This is a genomic window from Actinomycetospora sp. CA-053990, from assembly GCF_050948445.1.
In the GTDB taxonomy this organism is placed as follows: Bacteria; Actinomycetota; Actinomycetes; order Mycobacteriales; family Pseudonocardiaceae; genus Actinomycetospora; species Actinomycetospora callitridis.
The window spans coordinates 5,555,135-5,572,789 of record NZ_CP192043.1 but is presented as its reverse complement, the minus strand read 5'-3'; the positions used below and the strand labels follow the sequence as shown (position 1 = coordinate 5,572,789).

15 protein-coding genes and 1 pseudogene are annotated in these 17,655 nt (G+C 77.7%); 8 read left to right on the top strand and 8 right to left on the bottom strand.

Annotation, left to right across the window (positions count from 1 at the left end):
• Positions 1-33: 33 nt before the first annotated feature.
• The 7 genes and pseudogenes from ACQPYN_RS28320 to eccD form a co-directional block, all read right to left on the bottom strand.
• The gene (locus ACQPYN_RS28320) at positions 34-411 is read right to left on the bottom strand and encodes a VOC family protein (RefSeq protein ID WP_433030091.1); all 378 of its coding nucleotides are present in this window, start codon (positions 409-411) and stop codon (positions 34-36) included.
• Between the two features lie 45 nt (positions 412-456).
• Positions 457-771 carry a Rieske (2Fe-2S) protein gene (locus ACQPYN_RS28315; RefSeq protein ID WP_433030089.1) on the bottom strand — a complete coding sequence of 105 codons (315 nt, stop codon included), beginning with the start codon at positions 769-771 and terminating at the stop codon, positions 457-459.
• 17 nt (positions 772-788) lie between these two features.
• Positions 789-1,463 carry a hypothetical protein gene (locus tag ACQPYN_RS28310; protein WP_433039085.1) on the bottom strand — a complete coding sequence of 225 codons (675 nt, stop codon included), beginning with the start codon at positions 1,461-1,463 and terminating at the stop codon, positions 789-791.
• Between the two features lie 80 nt (positions 1,464-1,543).
• On the bottom strand, positions 1,544-2,770 hold the full coding sequence (gene eccE, locus ACQPYN_RS28305; RefSeq protein ID WP_433030087.1) for a type VII secretion protein EccE: 1,227 nt from the start codon (positions 2,768-2,770) through the stop codon (positions 1,544-1,546).
• The gene (locus tag ACQPYN_RS28300) at positions 2,767-3,021 is read right to left on the bottom strand and encodes a hypothetical protein (RefSeq protein ID WP_433030085.1); all 255 of its coding nucleotides are present in this window, start codon (positions 3,019-3,021) and stop codon (positions 2,767-2,769) included. The genes eccE and ACQPYN_RS28300 overlap by 4 nt, the downstream gene beginning before the upstream one ends.
• A gap of 89 nt (positions 3,022-3,110) precedes the next feature.
• A pseudogene (locus ACQPYN_RS28295) lies at positions 3,111-3,689 on the bottom strand (S8 family serine peptidase); the annotation flags it as partial.
• Between the two features lie 417 nt (positions 3,690-4,106).
• Positions 4,107-5,624: a type VII secretion integral membrane protein EccD gene (gene eccD / locus ACQPYN_RS28290; protein WP_433030083.1), complete on the bottom strand. Its 1,518-nt coding sequence runs from the start codon at positions 5,622-5,624 to the stop codon at positions 4,107-4,109.
• Between the two features lie 165 nt (positions 5,625-5,789).
• Between eccD and eccCa the strand changes: the two genes are divergently transcribed.
• The 8 genes from eccCa (at position 5,790) to ACQPYN_RS28250 (ending at position 16,700) form a co-directional block, all read left to right on the top strand.
• On the top strand, positions 5,790-9,845 hold the full coding sequence (gene eccCa, locus ACQPYN_RS28285) for a type VII secretion protein EccCa (RefSeq protein WP_433030081.1): 4,056 nt from the start codon (positions 5,790-5,792) through the stop codon (positions 9,843-9,845).
• Positions 9,842-12,436, top strand: coding sequence for a WXG100 family type VII secretion target (locus ACQPYN_RS28280; protein ID WP_433030079.1), 2,595 nt, complete (start codon positions 9,842-9,844; stop codon positions 12,434-12,436). The genes eccCa and ACQPYN_RS28280 overlap by 4 nt, the downstream gene beginning before the upstream one ends.
• 40 nt (positions 12,437-12,476) lie before the next feature.
• On the top strand, positions 12,477-12,764 hold the full coding sequence (locus ACQPYN_RS28275; protein WP_433030077.1) for a WXG100 family type VII secretion target: 288 nt from the start codon (positions 12,477-12,479) through the stop codon (positions 12,762-12,764).
• Between the two features lie 161 nt (positions 12,765-12,925).
• Positions 12,926-13,369, top strand: coding sequence for a 50S ribosomal protein L13 (rplM, locus tag ACQPYN_RS28270; protein ID WP_274190731.1), 444 nt, complete (start codon positions 12,926-12,928; stop codon positions 13,367-13,369).
• Positions 13,366-14,019, top strand: a complete 654-nt coding sequence (rpsI, locus tag ACQPYN_RS28265) for a 30S ribosomal protein S9 (RefSeq protein WP_433030074.1) — start codon at positions 13,366-13,368, stop codon at positions 14,017-14,019. The genes rplM and rpsI overlap by 4 nt, the downstream gene beginning before the upstream one ends.
• On the top strand, positions 14,019-15,383 hold the full coding sequence (gene glmM / locus ACQPYN_RS28260) for a phosphoglucosamine mutase (RefSeq protein WP_433030072.1): 1,365 nt from the start codon (positions 14,019-14,021) through the stop codon (positions 15,381-15,383). The genes rpsI and glmM overlap by 1 nt, the downstream gene beginning before the upstream one ends.
• A gap of 202 nt (positions 15,384-15,585) precedes the next feature.
• Complete coding sequence (locus ACQPYN_RS28255; protein ID WP_433030070.1) at positions 15,586-15,948, top strand: hypothetical protein; 363 nt, start codon at positions 15,586-15,588, stop codon at positions 15,946-15,948.
• Positions 15,945-16,700, top strand: a complete 756-nt coding sequence (locus ACQPYN_RS28250) for a hypothetical protein (RefSeq protein ID WP_433030068.1) — start codon at positions 15,945-15,947, stop codon at positions 16,698-16,700. Before ACQPYN_RS28255 ends, ACQPYN_RS28250 begins: the two co-directional genes overlap by 4 nt.
• Here ACQPYN_RS28250 and ACQPYN_RS28245 read toward each other — a convergent pair.
• The gene (locus tag ACQPYN_RS28245) at positions 16,672-17,553 is read right to left on the bottom strand and encodes a dienelactone hydrolase family protein (protein ID WP_433030066.1); all 882 of its coding nucleotides are present in this window, start codon (positions 17,551-17,553) and stop codon (positions 16,672-16,674) included. The genes ACQPYN_RS28250 and ACQPYN_RS28245 overlap by 29 nt on opposite strands.
• Positions 17,554-17,655: the final 102 nt, after the last annotated feature.

Here is a 17,655-nt window from a genome sequence, read left to right as displayed (position 1 = left end):
GTGTCCGTAGCGCCACGCACTCGATCCGGCGGATCAGCCTCCGCTGCCGTAGGGCCGGGTGAGGATCTCGAGGTTGTGGCCCTCGGGGGAGTCGAAGTAGGCGCCCTGCCCTCCGTCGTTGGTGTTGGACCCCGACCGGCGATGCATGGGGTCGGCGTAGGTCGGCACGCCCCGGTCCCGCAGCCGGGCGGCGATGACCGCGAACTCGTCGTCGGGGACGAGGAAGGCGTAGTGCTGCGGGTGCGGGTCGTCGACGTCCATGAAGTCCAGGCTCGTGCCGTGGGCGACCTCGACGACCGTGAACGGCCCGAAGCGGACGGGTGCGGGCAGGCCGAGGACCTCGGCGAGCCAGGCCGCACCGGCGTCCTGGTCACGGGTCTCGACGATGGTGTGGTTCAGCTCGATGGGCATGCCCCCGAGGGTCCGACCTCGACGGTGGTCGAGGTCAAGGGCCGGTCAGCCCCCGGCCGCCACTTCGACGGTCCCGGCGTCGACGCGGCAGGGCAGCGCGACCAGGTGGCAGTCGCCGGGGTCGATCCCGCGGCCGGTGGCCACGTCGAAGGTGTAGCGGTGGTTCGCGCAGGTGAGGACGCCGTCGGCGAGCGTGCCCCGCTCGAGCGGCCAGGCCCGGTGCGGGCAGCGGTTGTCGTACGCGCGGACCCCGCCGTCGACGCGGACCAGCAGCACCCGCCGGCCGCCGACCATGACCGCGGTCATCGCGCCCTCGGGCAGGTCCGCGAGGGCCAGGACCGGGGTGAACGTGTCGTCCATCGTGTCTCCTCGCCGGGCTAGTCACCCCGGCGCACCGGGCCCAGGATCGCGGTCTCGCGGGGCCCGGTGACGAGGTCGACGCGACGCCAGAGGTTGCGCCCGAGCACCACGATGCCGCGATCGGGGAGGGTCCGCAGGGTCTCGGTCATCGCCGGCGTGAGCCGCCACAGCCGGCCGGCGAGCTCGGCCTCGTGCGGAGGGAGGCGCTGGATGAGGACCAGGTCGGCGTCGTCGGCCAGATCGGACACCGCGGGGACGAGCGAGGGCAGGACGACCAGCGTCGTCTGCCGCGGACGTCGCGCCGGGGCGGGGCCGCGCGCCGTGGCGCCCCGGTCGTAGACGACGAGGAGTGGCTCGCCCCCGGCGGCGAGATCGGCCGGGGGTTCACGCACGACGCGGACGGGCGCGGCCGGGTCGTCGGCGTCGGCGTCGGCGTCGGGGGTCTCGGGGCCCGGCACCTCGCCCGCGAGGCGGACCGCGTCCCACACGGGCGGGCGCCCGGTGACGACCACGGCGCGCGTGCCGGTGCCGACCGCGCGCAGCGTCACCTGGCGGGCGAGGTAGAGCCCGCCGAGGAGGACGACGCGGGTGGGGGCGGGGCGCACGAGGGTCACCGCGACCGGCTCACCGTCCGGGTCGGCGCCCAGGACGACGCCCGCCGGGCGCACGGGAGGCCCGAGGGCGTCGAGCATCGCCGGCGGCACCGAGAACGTCGGCGCGAGCTCCGGGTCCGCGCGGGTGGGGGCGACCCGCCCTGCGGCGCCCGGCGTCGTCACGGCGCCACCCCGAGCGGCAGGGTCGCGGCGAGCCCGGCGGCGTGCTGGCCGTCGAGCGGATCGAGGGTCGTCCCGAGGGTGTATCCGCGGGCGACCAGCTCGCGGCCCGCCTCCTCGAGCGCGTCCGGGGTGTCGGCGGTGAGGCGCACGGTGCCGCGCAGCCCGACGGCCGCGGGCGCGCTCCCGTCCCGGTCGGCCCGCGGGTCGGGCTCGAGGGTCAGGGCGAGCGTGCAGGTGCGCGCGGCCGTGGCCGTGAGGGCGGTGAGGCGTTCCGGGACGTCCGGCCACCGCGTCACGGCGTGCGTCGCGTGCCCGACCTCGCCGACGACCACCGCGCGCCAGTGCTCCCGGAGGCGCTCCGGCTCGCCCGGGGTGTCGGAGACCTCGAGGCCGGCGTCCAGGACCTCGTCGACCCCGAGCGGGCGGACCGCGGTGCCGTGCTCGGCGAGCACCCGCCCGATCCGCGCGAGCGCCCCGACCACGGCCCGGTGCGCCCCGGCGACCCCGCCGCCGCGCTCGGCGACCGCGTCGGGGCAGCGCGCCGGGTCGAGGCGCACGACGAGCCACGCGTCGCGGCGCGCGAGCGGCGGCAGGGCGCCGAGGACCTCGCGGTACGCGGCGGCGGCCGGGGTGTCCTCGGCGACCGGGCGGCAGTGCCAGAGCGCGCTCACGGCGTCGAGCACCACGCCGCGGTCGGCCAGGCAGCCGGCGAGCGCCGCCAGCGGGAACGTCGCGGTGCCCGACGAGGCGTCGCCCGCGACGAGACCGGGCGAGCCGTCCGGGGAGGTCGGGTCGAGCGCCAGCACGGCGCTCCAGCCGCCCCCGTGCCCGAGCATCCCCACCTCGCGCCCGTCGTGGTCGCGGGTGCGCGCGACGGTGAGGTCGCCGGTGAGCAGGCGCAGCGTCCGCACGCGCGGGTCGGCGTCGGGATCGACCGGCTCGGACTCGCGCTCGCGTGCTCGGAGGCGGTAGCGCAGCGCCAGCCCGATCCACACGACGAGCCAGCGCCCGCGCACCCGCAGCAGCCCGACGAGGAGCGCGGCGGACAGGACGACCCCGGCGAGCGGGAGCAGCCCGCGGTCGAGGGCGACGAGCGCCACCGCGAGGGCGAGCCCGACCTCGACGACCACCACCCCGGCGAGCGGGACGGGCCCGAGCGAGGGCCCGGACGGCCGGCGCGACACCGACGGCGCCGGACGGGACGGGGTGACGACGAGGCTCACCGCGGACCACCCCGCCGGCGGCGGACCGCGACGGCCCCCACCGCGACGACGGCGACGGCGGCGCCGACGGCGGCGGTGATCCACCCGATCCCGGAGTCGTTCGTCGGGGGCGTCGGCGGCTCGGGACGGACCTCGGGCCCCGTGCGGGGCGGACCGCCGCGGACCGCGGCCGCGGCGTCGAGCACCCCGTAGCCGACGGCGTCGTCGCGCACGCCGGGGGCGAGCCCGGCCGGCGGGCTCGCGGAGCGCACGAGCGCGGCGGCGATCTCGCGGGCGGGGGTCTCGGGGAGCGTTGGCGCAGCAGCGCGGCGGCCGCGGCGACCCGGGCGGCGGCGAAGCTCGTGCCGACCAGGGGCCCCGACGAGCCGTCGGGCGCGCCGAGGGTGGTGGTGAGGCCGGGGCCGCGCGCCGCGAGCGACGACGGCTCGCGCCCGGGGGCGGCGAGGTCGACCCAGGGTCCGGCGAGCGACGACGGGTCGGGGGCGCCGGCGTCGTCGACCGCGCCCACCGCGAGCACGTCGTCGCCGAACCAGGCCGGCACGGGGACGCTGCGCACCGGGCCGCCGGTGTTCGGGGCGCAGGCCGGGCCGGAGTTGCCCGCGGCCGCGACCACGACGACACCGCGGTCGACCGCGTCGCGGACGGCCGCGCGCAGGGCCTCGAGGGCGGGCGCGTCGGACGGGTCGGTGACCTCGGCGGGCGTGCGGCAGGCCGTGAGGGCGAGGGTGAGCACCCCGACACCCGGGCTGTCCGCGGCGTGCCGGACGGCCCGGGCGAGGCTGGTGACGTCCCCGACACCGCCGACCCCCGCGCGGCCGTCGACACCGAAGAAGGCGCTGGTCTGACGCACGGCGAGCACGCGGGCGGCGGGCGCCCGACCCACCACCAGGTCGTCGGGGGCGGGGCTCGCGGCGATCACCCCGGCCACCGCGGTGCCGTGGCCGTCGCAGTCGTCGAGGCCGGAGTCGCCGGCCACGAAGTCGCCGCCGTCGACGACGCGGCCCGCGAGCCGGGGTGGGCGGCGACGCCGGTGTCGACGACGGCGACCAGCTGGCCCTCGCCGCGGCCGTCCACCCAGGCGTCCGCGGGGTCGGGGCCCGGCGGGAGGTCGCCGAACCCGGTGCCCGACGGCGGGGTCGGTGCGGGGCAGGGGCGTCGCGCCGCGCGCCGGGCACGCCGTCCGGGGCGGCGTCGAGGGCGTCGAGCGCCGCACGGTCCGGTGCGGGCGGCGTCGGCGCGCTGGACGGTGCGTCCACGGGATCGGTCGCTCCGGCGGGCGCGGCGCTCAGCAGCACCGTGAGCGCGGTGAGCACGACAGTACCGGCGAGCGTGCGCGTCACAGGAGCCGCATCGCGGTGTAGAGGTCCATGACGGCCAGCGCCACGGGCAGCACGGCCGCGATCCCGACGGCCTCCGCGATGTCGACGGCCCGCCGGGCCACCGGGGAGAACCGCCGCCGGGGCACCACGACGCCGAGCACGAACGCCCCCGCGCCGGCCGCGAGGGCGACCGCCGGCACGGCCAGCATCGCGACGGCGGGCGGGGCGACGAGCAGCCAGCCGACGACCAGCCCCGCGCCCGCGAGCAGCGCGCAGACGAGCAGGGCGACGGCCTGGACGCCGTTGGCGTAGGTGCGCGAGCGCAGGGCGAGCAGCAGCGTCAGCAGGACCGCGAGCACCCAGCCGGCGACCCCCGCCAGCCGCCCACCGACGCGAGCGCGAGCACGGTGACGGCGCCCGCGGTGACGGCGCCGCATCCGAGGACCAGGCCGGAGAGGGCGGCGTGGGCGCGGTCGGCGCGCCGTTCGATGTCGGCGTGCTCGGCGACGCCGGGGTCGTCGGCGAGCTCCTCGGCCGACGCCGGGACGCGGGGCAGGGGAGGCGGGCGAGGGCGATCCCGGTGCGCGGGAGCAGGGCGGAGGCGACGAGGGCGAGCGCGCCGGCGCCGGCGGCGATGCCCGCGGCGTCGCCCGCGTCGACCACGGTGGCGATGCCGGTGGCGAGGGCGAGGAGCACCGCCGCGGTGAGGGCGCCGAGCAGGGCGGCGACGCCGGCGCGCCCCGCCCGTCCCAGCGCGAGGAGCGAGGCGGCGGCGACCGCCCCGGCGAGGACCGCGCCGAGCAGCAGCTGCGGGGCCCCGGACGTCGCGGCGAGCGAGGCGGCAGGACCGACGGCTCCCCACGGCACCGCGGCGACACCCGCCACCCCCGCGAGGGCCACGGCCCCGGCGGCGAGGACCGACCCGGCGGCCGGGCCGTCGGCGAGCCGCGTGCACACCGCGGCCGCAGCGAGCTCCCCGAGGGCGGCGACCCCGGCCACCGCGGCGGTGCCCAGCCCCCGGCGGTGCCCGGACCCCGGCCGGCGACGACGAGCGCGAGGACCGCGCCCGCGAGCCCGAGCGCCAGCCCGCAGATCCCGAGGACGCCCGCGAGACCCGGCCCCCACGCCCGGTAGCTCGCCGGCGTGGCCTCGGCGACGGCGTCGACCACGTCGTCGAACAGCGGGGGCGGTGCCGCGTCGGCCCGGCGTCGCAGCACGAGCTGGTCGCCGTCGAGGACACCGAGGGACGCCAGCGTGCGCGACGGGTCGACCGGGCCCTGCCCGAGCAGGGCGAGCGTCCAGGCGCCGCCCCGGGCGCCGGCGCCCGACTCGCCGGTCATGTCCAGCAGCACCGGCAGCAGGTCGGCCAGCGGGACGTCGGGGGGCAGGGCGACGTCGACCCGTGTGCGGGGCGCGAGGACCGACACCCGGCTCGCGGCCGTGATCGGCGCGGCCGACCCCGCCGGCAACGAGGCACGGGCCCCGTTCCCGGCGGCCCCCGGCAGCGCGCGACCCGGGCGGGCGGTGTCCGTCATGCGCTCCTCCCGGATCTCGGCGACCGTCGTTCGGGGATCGTGGCATCGGCGTCGTCCGGGGACCGTCCGGAGGTTCGCCGAGACGGACCCGGGGCGGGCCGCGGCTCCTTAGTATGGCCGGACCGCGAGGGCCGGGTGGTGCGTTCGGAGGATGGGGGGCGACCGGTGGGCACACGGGTCTTCCGCCGCGCCGCGCGCCCGGCGCCCCCGGAGGTGCCGTCGGGCGAGATCCACCTCGAGGCCCCGCCGGAGATCCCCCGGGCGGTGCCGACGTCCCCGCTGCTGCGGCTGTTGCCGCTGCTCATGGTGCTCGGCTCGCTCGGGTTCATCGTCGTCATCGGCGTCGACAACCCCACCTCGTGGCTCTTCGGCGGGATGTTCGCGCTCTCGACGATCGGCATGGTCGCCGGTGGCGCGACACGCGGCGGAGGACAGCGCCGGGCGGAGGCCGACGAGGACCGCAAGGACTACCTGCGCTACCTCGCGCAGATGCGCCGGCGGGCCCGCGAGACGGCGGTCGACCAGCGGCGCGCCCTCGAGTGGACCCACCCCGAGCCCGCGACGCTCGTCGGCCTCGCGCGCGGCCCGCGGATGTGGGAGCGCCGCCCCTCCGACCCGGACTTCGCGCACGTGCGCGTCGGCCGCGGCTCCCAGCGCCTCGCCACCGCGCTCGTCCCGCCGCAGACCGGTCCCGTCGACGACCTCGAGCCGGTGTCGACGGTGGCCCTGCGCCGCTTCGTGCGCACCCACTCGATCGTCCCGGACCTGCCGACCGCGGTGTCGTTGCGCGCGTTCGCGTCGGTGGGCGTCACCGGCGGCGACGCGGCGAGCCGTCGCGGGCTCGTGCGGGCGCTGCTCGCGCAGCTCGTGACGTTCCACAGCCCGGAGGACCTCGTGATCGCGGTGGCCGCGACGGGGCCGGCGCGTGCCGACTGGGAGTGGGTGAAGTGGCTCCCGCACATCGCGCACCCGCGGCACTCGGACGGCGCCGGGCCGGTGCGGATGGTGACCTCCTCGCTCGCTGCGGTCGAGGCGTGGCTGGCCCCGGAGCTCGCCGGGCGGGGCCGGTTCACCCGGGGCGCCGCGCCGGCCACCGACACCCGCCACGTGGTCGTCGTGCTCGAGGACGCCGAGGTCACGCGCTCCGAGCAGGTCGTGCTCGAGGAGGGACTGGCCGGCGTCACCGTGATCGACCTGTCGGACTCGCTCGGCACCCTGACCGCGCGCCGGGGCCTCGGGCTGGTCCTGGAACCGGACGGCGAGGGCCGCATCGGGGCCCGGGGCCAGCAGGGCGTCGAGTGGTTCGGTCGTCCCGACACCCTCGGTGGCGCCGAGGCCGAGGCGCTCGCGCGGCGGCTCGCGCCCTGCCGACCGCCGGCCGCCGGCGCCGAGGACGAGGAGCCGCTGCTGACCAGCCCCGGCATCCTCGAGCTGCTCGGCGTCGACGGGGAGCCCGACACGTTCGACGTCACCGCGGCCTGGCGCCCGCGCCCGGTGCGCGACCGGTTGCGGGTGCCGTTCGGGGTCTCGGCCGAGGGCGAGCCGGTGGAGCTCGACATCAAGGAGGCCGCCCAGGAGGGGATGGGCCCGCACGGGCTGTGCGTCGGGGCCACCGGGTCGGGCAAGTCCGAGCTGCTGCGCACCCTGGTGCTCGGTCTGATCACGACGCACTCGTCCGAGGCGCTCAACCTCGTGCTCGTCGACTTCAAGGGCGGCGCCACGTTCGCGGGGCTCGCCGGCGCGCCGCACGTCGCCGCGGTGATCACCAACCTCGCCGATGACCTCAGCCTCGTCGACCGCATGCAGGACGCGCTGGCGGGAGAGATGCAGCGCCGCCAGGAGAAGCTGCGTGCCGCGGGCAACCTCGCCAACGTCACCGAGTACGAGCGTGCCCGGGAGAACGGCGCGCCGCTGGAGCCGTTGCCGACCCTGTTCGTCGTCGTCGACGAGTTCTCCGAGCTGCTGAGCCAGAAGCCCGACTTCGCGGAGCTGTTCGTCGCGATCGGGCGACTGGGCCGCTCGTTGCAGATGCACCTGCTGCTCGCCTCGCAGCGCCTCGAGGAGGGGCGGCTGCGGGGCCTCGACTCGCACCTGTCCTACCGCATCGGGCTCAAGACGTTCTCGCCGTCGGACTCGCGGGCCGTGCTCGGGGTCCCGGACGCGGCGGAGCTGCCGCCGGTGCCGGGCTCGGGCTACCTGAAGGTCGAGTCGTCGACCATGACCCGGTTCAAGGCCGGGTACGTGTCGGCGCCCTACCGCTCCGCCGAGCCCGCCGACCCCGACCCCTCCCCGGTGCCCCGCGAGATGCGCCCGCGCCCCTTCACCGCGAGCTGGGTGGAGCCCGGCGCGGTGCTCGAGGGCCACGGGCACCCCCCGGCAGGCGGGCCGCCCGCGGTGATCGGGCCGCACGGGCCGTCGGTCCCGCGCGGGGCGGGGACGCCGTCGGTGCTCGACGTCGTCGTCGAACGGCTGCGCGGCCAGGGCCCGCCCGCGCACGAGGTGTGGCTGCCGCCGCTGGCCGACCCGTCCACGCTGGACGCGCTGCTGCCGCCCCTGACCGCCACCCCGGACCGCGGGCTCACCGCGCCCGGCTTCCCCGCCAACGGGCAGCTCGCGGTGCCGGTGGGCGTCGTCGACCGCCCCTACGACCAGCGCCGCGACGTGCTGTGGGCCGAGCTCGCGGGGGCGGCGGGGCACGTGGTGGTCGCCGGCGGGCCGCAGTCGGGCAAGTCGACGCTGCTGCGCACGCTCGTCGCCGGGGCCGCGCTGACCCACACGCCGGCCGAGGTGCAGTTCTACGCGGTGGACCTCGGCGGCGGCACGCTCGCCGGGCTGGCGGGCCTGCCGCACGTCGGCACGGTCGCGGGGCGCGGCGAGCCCGAGCTGGTGCGGCGCACCGTGGCCGAGGTGACCGCTCTGCTCGCGGGGCGGGAGCGCTGGTTCCGCGAGGCCGGCGTCGAGTCGATGGCCGACCTGCGGGCCCGGCGCCGCCGCGGCGAGCTCGCGCCCGGCACCGGCGGCAGCGACATGCTCGGCGACGTCTTCCTCGTCGTCGACGGCTGGCACGCCTTCCGCAGCGAGCACGAGGGCCTCGAGCAGACGGTGATCTCGCTGGCCACCGGCGGCCTCTCGTACGGGGTGCACGTCGTGATCACGGCGAGCCGCTGGGCGGAGCTGCGGCCCGCCCTCAAGGACCTGCTCGGCACCCGCTTCGAGCTGCGGCTCGGCGACCCGTCGGAGTCCGAGGTCGACCGCCGCGTCGCCGCCGTCGTGCCGTCCGGGCGCCCGGGGCGGGGGCTCTCACCGGACAAGCGCCACGTCCTCACCGCCCTGCCGCGTCTCGACGGGGTCGCCGACACGGCGGACCTCGGGCGCGCCACCGTTGAGCTCGTCGCCCGCGTCGCGGCGGCCTGGGGCGGCACCGGGGCGCCGCGGGTGCGGCTGCTCCCGGACCGCGTGGGGGTCGAGTCGCTGCCCGGCCCGGACGAGGGCCCGCCGCACCTGCTGCCGCTGGGGCTGTCCGAGGAGCGCCTCGCGCCGGTCCTGCTCGACGTGTCCGCCGACCCGCACTTCGTCTGCTTCGCCGACGCCGAGTCGGGCAAGACGGCGCTGCTGAGGGGGCTGGCCCACCAGATCGTCACCCGGTACCGGCCGGACCAGGCCCGGCTGGTGATCGTCGACTACCGGCGCTCGCTGCTCGGGGCGGTGGCCACCGACCACCTCATCTCCTACACGTCGTCGGCCGCGGCGCTGACCCAGGCGCTCGCCGAGCTCGTCGAGTCGCTGCAGCGCCGGCTGCCCGGCCCGGACGTCACCCCCGAGCAGCTGCGGGCGCGCTCGTGGTGGACCGGCCCGGACGTCTTCGTCCTGGTCGACGACTACGACCTCGTCGCGGGCGCCGCGACCAACCCGCTGGCCGTCCTGCTCGACCTGCTGCCCCAGGCCCGCGACGTCGGCCTGCACCTGGTCGTCGCGCGGCGCACGGGCGGGGCGTCCCGCGCGGTGTTCGAGCCGGTGCTCGCCCGACTGCGCGAGCTCTCCTCGCCCGGCATCGTCATGAGCGGCAGCCGCGACGAGGGCGTGCTGCTGGGCACGGTCCGGCCGGGTCCGCAGCCGCCGGGGCGCGGCTGGCTCGTCGGGCGGCGCCACGGGGAGCGCCTCGTGCAGGTCGGGTGGCGCGCCCCGGACCCGCCGATCACGGTCCCGGACGCCGACCCGTGAGCGAAGGCCCGACGGTCGCGATCGACCTCGGGGTGACGACGGTGGCGGCGTCGGTGGACGTGTCGCCCGATTCCCGCGCCCCTGCGGAGACCGTCGAACCCGCCGAGGTGCCGCTCGACCTCGCCGCCGTGTTCGCCCCCGCCGACGGAACGGCCCTCGCGGTCGGGGCCGCCGCCCGACGGCTGGCCCCGACCGATCCCTCGCGCTACGAGCCGACGCCACGCCTGCGGGTCGACGATCCCGACCTCCTGCTCGGCACCCGGGTCGTCGGGATCGCGGAGGCGTGGGGCGCCGTCCTCGCCGGGGCGCTCGAGCGGGCCGGCCCGCTGCTGCGCGGGGACCGGCCGCGCCACCTCGTCCTCACCCACCCGGCCGGCTGGGACGCCGGGCGCCGCGAGGTGCTGCGGCGGGCCGGGTCCGGGCTCGCCGCCGGGCTCACCCTGCTCGCGGAGCCCGTCGCGGCCGCCGCGCACGCCGCGTGGATGCGCCCGCAGGAGAGACGTCCCGGGCCGATCGCGGTGCTCGACCTCGGGGCACGCGGCGCCGACGCGTCCGTGCTCGCGCCCGACCCCGGGCGCTGCGGTGGCGCCCGGCTGCTCGCGCGGCGACGGGACGACCGCTTCGGGGGCGACGACGCCGACGAGCTGCTGCTGGGCCACCTGCTCTCGACGCTCGCCGACGAGCCGACCCCCGGGGACGCGTCGCGTGAGGATCCGGCTGCGCGACGCGACGCCGATCGGGTCCGCGAGGTCGTCGCCGCCACGACCCTCGGCGACCGGCGGCACCGTCAGGTGCTGCTCGACGACGTGCGCGCCGCGAAGGAGCAGCTCTCCGACGCCGAGCAGGCCGCGGTGCCGCTGCCCGGGCGGCTCACGGCGGCGTGGCTCTCGCGGGGTGAGCTCACCGAGGTCCTGCGTCCGTCGCTGAGGCGGGTCGTGGACCTCCTCGCGGAGACGCTCGCCGACGCCGGCACCGGCCCGGAGCACCTCGACGGCGTGTGGCTCACCGGCGGCGGTGCGCGGATCCCGCTGCTCGCGGCACTCGTGCACCGCGAGCTCGGCGTGCCCGCCACCGTGGGCCCGGAGCCGCGGCTGGTCGTGGTGCGGGGGGCGCTCGTCGTGGCCCGGGAGGACGAGGCGCTGCTCGGAGGGGCCGCCGGTGCTGCCTCGCGCCAGCGGGCGGGGGCCGCCGTCGCGGCCGGTGCGGGCCGGTCCTCGTCGTCCGCGCCCCGGTCGGCCGCCGGCCCGCTGCTCGATCCCCCGACCGTCGAGCTGCCGCCGGGGGAGCGGGCGTGGCCCCGGGCCGAGCCCGGCGTGCCCGACGCCGAGCCCACCGAGGACCTCGGCGATCCCGCGGACACCCCCGCCTGGCTCACCCCGACCTCGTCGGGGTCCCCGGCGCTGCTCCCGGTGCGCCGGGTCGACGGCGCGGAGGGGGACGACGGGAGCGACGACGCCACCGCCCCGGGCGCGGCCGTGGTCGCTCGGCCTTCCCAGGAACGGTCCCCACAGCGCCGGCTCCCCGCGCGCCGGCCGCGGTCGGCCGGCCCACCCCGCCGCCCGGTGGGTGTCGGCGCGGTCGTGATCGCGGCGCTGGCGATCCTGGCCCTGGTCACCGGGATCGTCCTGGGCGTCCGGGCCGTGAGCCGCCCGTCCGGCACGCCCACGGTGGTCGGCGGGCAGGTCTTCGTCGCCCCCGTCGGGTGGGTCACCGCCGGCGGCGACGCGGCCGCGCGCCGGGTGCTGCTCCGCCCCGCGGGCGCCCTGCAGGGCACGGACCTCGTCGCCGTCCAGGAGAACCCCTCGACGGCGCCGCCGCCCAGGACCCGGAGCGCGCCCGGGGGCAGCTGGCCGCCCAGTACGAGGCCGCACGCGCCGCCGGCGATCCCGTGTCGGGCTACGAGGCGCGCGCCGAGTTCGGCGACCGCGAGGTCGCCCGCTACCGCCAGGACCCCGCGCCGGGCGTGCGGGTCGACTGGTTCGTCGTGCTCTCGTCGCCGTCGTCGATGGTCAGCGTGGGGTGCCGGCACGGCACGGACGACGCCGAGGCGACGCGGGTCCTCGCGGTCTGCGCGCAGGTCGTCGAGACCCTCGGGCCCGCCGGCTGATCGGGTCCGCGGGTTTCACCAAACGACCACCACGGCCCGCGCCCCCTCGTCATGCTCGATCCGTCAGCAGCACGCGGGGCCGGTCGGCCCCCGGACACGGAGGGAGCCGCGGATGGCCGGGCAGTTCGGTACCGAGACCGACGTCATGCTCACCGCCTCGCAGCGGATCCAGGACATCAAGCAGGGCATGCAGGGCCACATGAGCAGCCTGCAGTCGCAGCTCGCGCCCCTGGCGGGCACGTGGCGCGGCCAGGGATCCGTCGCGTTCCAGGGGCTCATGGCGCGGTGGAACGAGGACGCGACGCGCATCAACACCGCCCTCGACGAGATCGCGGCCAAGATCGGCCAGAGCGGGCGCAACTACGCCGCCTCCGACGAGGACAACCGCCAGGCGTTCTCCCAGCTCGGTGGCACGGGCGGGTCGGGTCCGGCCCCCGGTGCGACGACGCCCGCCTCCGGCGGCGGCCTCGGCCAGTACCTCTGAGGCACCCCGACGTATCCCGACAGACGAGGACGGAGTCCCCATGAGCAGTGAGATCCGGGTGTCGTTCGGCGACATCGAGGGCGCGCAGGCCAACATCGGCCGGGGCGCGTCCGCCATCGAGCAGGAGCTGGCCGATCTGGACTCGACGATCGCCCAGCTCGCGGTGTGGGACGGCGCGGCCGCCGACTTCTACCGCCAGCGCCAGCAGCAGGTCCGCACCTCCTGGGAGGACATGAAGGGCCTGCTCGCACAGATCGGCACGCGTACCGGCACGGTCAACGCGAACTACCAGAACACCGAGAACCAGGTGAGGAACATGTTCACCTGACGGCGGCTCCGCGCGGACGACCCACGGCGAGGGGGTGGTCGCCGTCGTCGGCGGCCGCCCGCGTACTCTGGACGACTGATGCGCGGTGCATGTCCCGCGCCCGCTCGACCACACCCCGGCCCCGAGCCGACCGCCCAGCCGTCCGTGACGAGGTAGCTTCCGTGCGCACGTTCAGTCCGAAGCCCGGTGACATCGACCGCGCCTGGCACGTCATCGACGCGTCCGACGTCGTCCTCGGCCGCCTGGCCGCCCAGAGCGCCCAGCTGCTGCGGGGCAAGCACAAGCCGACGTACGCGCCGCACGTCGACACCGGCGACTTCGTCGTGATCGTGAACGCGGAGAAGATCGCCCTCACGGGCGGCAAGCGTGACGACAAGATGGTGTACCACCACAGCGGTTTCCCCGGCGGCCTGCGCTCGCGCACGATCGGCGAGGAGCTCGACCGGTTCCCGGCGCGCGTGGTCGAGAAGGCCATCAAGGGCATGCTTCCGCACAACCGCCTCGGCCGCGCCATGGGCAGCAAGCTCAAGGTGTACGCCGGTCCCGAGCACCCCCACGCCGCGCAGAAGCCGGTGCCTTACGAGATTCGACAGGTGAGCCAGTGACCAGCCCCGACGACGCGACCGACCAGCCCGAGGTCAACGACACGGACGCGGCCCAGACGCTCGCCGAAGCTGCGGACCTGCCCGAGGGTGCCGTCGGCGGCACTCCGGTGTCCGCCACGGACGAGCCCGGTACCGACGACGAGGTCCTGGCCGAGGTCGAGGTGGACGTCGAGAGCGACGGCGCCGAGACCGACGGTGCCGAGGCCGACGCCGAGACCGACGTCTTCGGTGACGCCGCGCCCGCGCCGGTGTTCGCCCAGATCGACCGCCCCATCCAGACGGTCGGCCGCCGCAAGGAGGCCATCGTCCGCGTCCGCCTCGTGTCGGGCACGGGCCGCATCGTGTGCAACGGGAAGGCCTTCGAGGAGTACTTCCCGAACAAGGTGCACCAGCAGCTCATCCGCGAGCCGCTGGTGATCACCGAGCGCACCGAGCAGTTCGACGTCTTCGCCACCCTCCACGGCGGCGGCACGTCGGGCCAGGCCGGCGCCCTGCGCCTGGGCCTCGCCCGCGCCCTCACCGAGGTCGACCCCGACGACCGTCCGGGCCTCAAGAAGGCCGGCTTCCTCACCCGCGACCCGCGGGCCACGGAGCGCAAGAAGTACGGCCTCAAGAAGGCCCGGAAGGCTCCTCAGTACTCGAAGCGCTGATGGCGCGGCTCTTCGGCACCGACGGTGTGCGGGGGCTGGCCAACGCCGACCTGTCGCCCGAGCTGGCGACGGCGGTCTCCGCGTCGGCCGCGGGCGTGCTCGCCGAGCACGCCCGGGCCGGCGGTCGTCGTGGTGCCTCGGGCAGTCGTCCCCTGGCCGTCGTGGGTCGCGACCCGCGGGCCAGCGGCGAGATGCTCGAGGCGGCGGTCACCGCCGGTCTGAGCGCCGCGGGTGCGGACGTCCTGCGCGTCGGCGTGCTGCCGACGCCCGGCGTCGCGTACCTGACCGGCGAGTTCGACGCCGACCTGGGCGTGATGATCTCTGCGTCGCACAACCCGATGCCGGACAACGGCATCAAGCTCTTCGCCGCCGGCGGGCACAAGCTGCCCGACGCCCTCGAGGACGAGATCGAGGCCCACGTCCGTGCGGGCGACGCCACGCCGCGTCCCACCGGCCACGACATCGGCCGGGTCCGCGACGTCCCCGACGCGCTCGAGCGCTACGTCGCCCACCTCGCGTCGGCGACGCCGACGCCGCTGACGGGGCTGCACGTCGTCGTCGACTGCGCGCACGGCGCCGCCTCGCAGGCCGCGCCCCGCGCGTACGCCGCGGCCGGTGCCCGCGTGACCGCGCTGCACGCGGACCCCGACGGCTGGAACATCAACGACGGCGTCGGCTCCACCCACATGGACGTCCTCACACGCGCGGTCGTGGCGGAGAGCGCCGACCTGGGGATCGCCCACGACGGCGACGCCGACCGGTGCCTCGCCGTGGCGGCCGACGGCACCGTCGTCGACGGCGACCAGATCCTCGCGATCCTCGCGCTCGACATGCACGAGCGCGGGGAGCTCGCGGCGGACACCCTCGTCGTCACGGTGATGAGCAACCTCGGCCTGCACCTCGCCATGGCCGACGCCGGGGTCGCGCTGAGGACCACGGCCGTGGGCGACCGCTACGTCCTCGAGGAGCTGCGCTCCGGGAGCTTCTCGCTCGGCGGCGAGCAGTCGGGGCACGTCGTGCTGCCGGCGCACGCCACCACCGGCGACGGCCTGCTCACGGCCCTGCGCCTCATGGCGCGCGTGGCGCACACCGGGCGCCCGCTCGGCGACCTCGCCGCGGTGATGACGCGCCTGCCCCAGGTGCTCGTCAACGTGCCCGTCGCGGACAAGGCCGCCGTGGGCGCCTCGACCGAGGTGGCCGACGCCGTCGCCGCCGCCGAGGCCGAGCTCGCCGGCCGGGGCCGGGTGCTGCTGCGCCCCTCGGGCACCGAGCAGCTCGTGCGCGTGATGGTCGAGGCGCCGACGCAGGTGGTGGCCGGCCAGGTCGCCGACCGCCTCGCGGGACTCGTCTCCAGCGTCCGCTGACGACCCTCCCGACGACACAGCGAAGTCGGCTCGCGACGCTCGGTACCGCCTCACCCACCGGGGCGGACCGGTCCCGGGTTCACGCTCATTGGCGGTCGGTCAGGCGTTAACCTGACGGCGGTCCCGCGCCCCGGCGTCATCGCCGACCGGGACGGGACGGTGTCGGTACCCCGCTCGCGCGGGCCGGACGCGGAGGACGCGGATGGACTCGATGCCGCCCACGCACGGCCCGGCCCGGCACCTGGACGACCTCGTCGAGGGCCTCGACCCCGTGAACGACGAGCACGCCGCCGAGGACGACGGCCCGCCGGCCGACCTCCCCGAGGTCGTCGAGGCCGTGACGGGCCGCGCCCGCGACCTCCACGAGCTGGCCGACCGGCTCAGCGCCGACCACGGCGAGCCCGGCCGGGCAGGCGAGGGCGGCACGCTCTCGGCCGTCGCGCTCCTGCGGGCCCACGCCGGCGCGGTCGACGACCTGGCGGAGCACCTGCTCAGCGCCGGGTCGGGCGACGACACCGGCCCCGAGGGCTCCGGACCGCGCGGGGTGCCGCGCAGCGCCGGGTGACCCGCCCCGACCGCCCGCTCCGGCTCGTCGGGGAGGCCGGCCCGGTCGACGTCGCGGGGCCCACCCGCGCCGCCCTGTTCGGCGCGGTCGACACCGCGGTCGGCGTGCTGACCACGCACCTCACCCGCTGGGCGGCCCTGCCGCCGCGCTGGCGGGGCATCCCCGCCGGCCCGGACACCGACCCGGCCACCGTGCGGCGCGCGGGCGCCGAGGCGCGCGAGCTCCCCGACCCGGCGGCGCTCGCCGCGCAGGCGGAGGCGCTGCGCGAGGCCGCGACCCAGGTGCGCCGCCAGCACGTCGACACCGCCGAGGACCTCGGGCCGCTGTGGGACACGTGGGCGGGCCCGTCCGCGGACGCCGTGCAGAAGCGGGTGTCGGCGCTGGCGCGCTCCGCACACGGCCTCGTGGGCGAGCTGGGGGACACCGCGGACGTCTTCGAGGTCGCGGCGGCCACCGTCGCGGCCGCGGTGCGCGACCTCGCGGCGGGCGCGGCCGCCGTCCGGCCCGCGGACCCCGTCGGCGGCCTGCACCCGGCCCAGGTCGACGCCCTGCTGGCCGCGGTAGGGGCCGACCCGTCGGCGGAGTCCCGCCTGCGGGCCTGGGCCGCCGACCTCGAGGAGCGCCTGCGCGTCTTCCTCGCCGCCGCCGCGCGCAGCCGTGCCGCCGGACGCGAGGCCGGCGCGCGGGTGCGCGAGCGCCTCGCGGCGGGCGGGGGCGACCCGCTCAGGCCGAGTGGACCTCGGTCCCCTTGACCGGGCCGTCGAACGCCGCCGCGTAGCGCCCGTCGCCGTTCAGGCGGTGCAGCAGGAAGCCGGTGAGCAGCGCCTTCACGAGGCTCCGCGTCGCCGGCTCGCCCTTGCCGTCGAGCAGGATGTCGCTCCAGTGCCGTCCCTCGAGCAGGCCGAGGTGGGTGGCCTTCTTGAGGATGCGCAGGGAGGACTCGCCGCCCCAGTTCTGCTCGACAAGGTCGGCGCCCGCCGCGGGCGGCGACACGAGGTCCTTGCCGAAGCCGAGGTGCATGCCGGGCAGGTGCACGGCGCGGGCGGCGTCGACCGCCGAGGGCTTCGTGTCGGTCAGGGCGATGGTGGCGACGGCCTGGACCGCGACGCCGTGACCCACCTCCCAGTACGGCTCGCCGACCGCCTGCACCTGCGTGTCGGCCGCGGGCACCGCGGCCGCGAGGACGGCCGAGCCGGCCCCCATGCCGTGCCCGGCGAGGCCGAGCTTGCCGGGGTCGACGCTCACGGCGGCGCCGCGGGCGCTGCCGCCCAGCCGCACGCCGGAGCAGACGCCGAGGGCGGTGCGCAGGTCGTGGGCGAGGGCACGGTGCGAGCCGATCGGGCTGCGCTGGGTGTCCGGGGCCGCGGCGACGATCCCCCAGCTCGCGAGGTGCCGGAGCAGCCCGAAGTAGCGGGAGGCCGGCTGCAGCCAGTCGTGCGCGAAGGCCACGGCCGGCAGGCCGGTACCCGTGGCGGGGGTGAACACCGCTCCGGGCAGGCCGACCAGCGCGAGCTCTCCGCGCAGCACGGGGTACGGGCCGGGCCGCGAGAGCTCGGCGACCACGGCCTTCGGCGCCAGGGCCTTCCCACCGATCACGCTCGCCATGGCCCGGGAACCTATCGGAGCGGGCCCGTCACGGCCCGTCGTGACCCCCCGGCAGGTCGTGCACCCGCAGGAGCCGCGAGCGGGCGCGTCTACCCTGAGGCC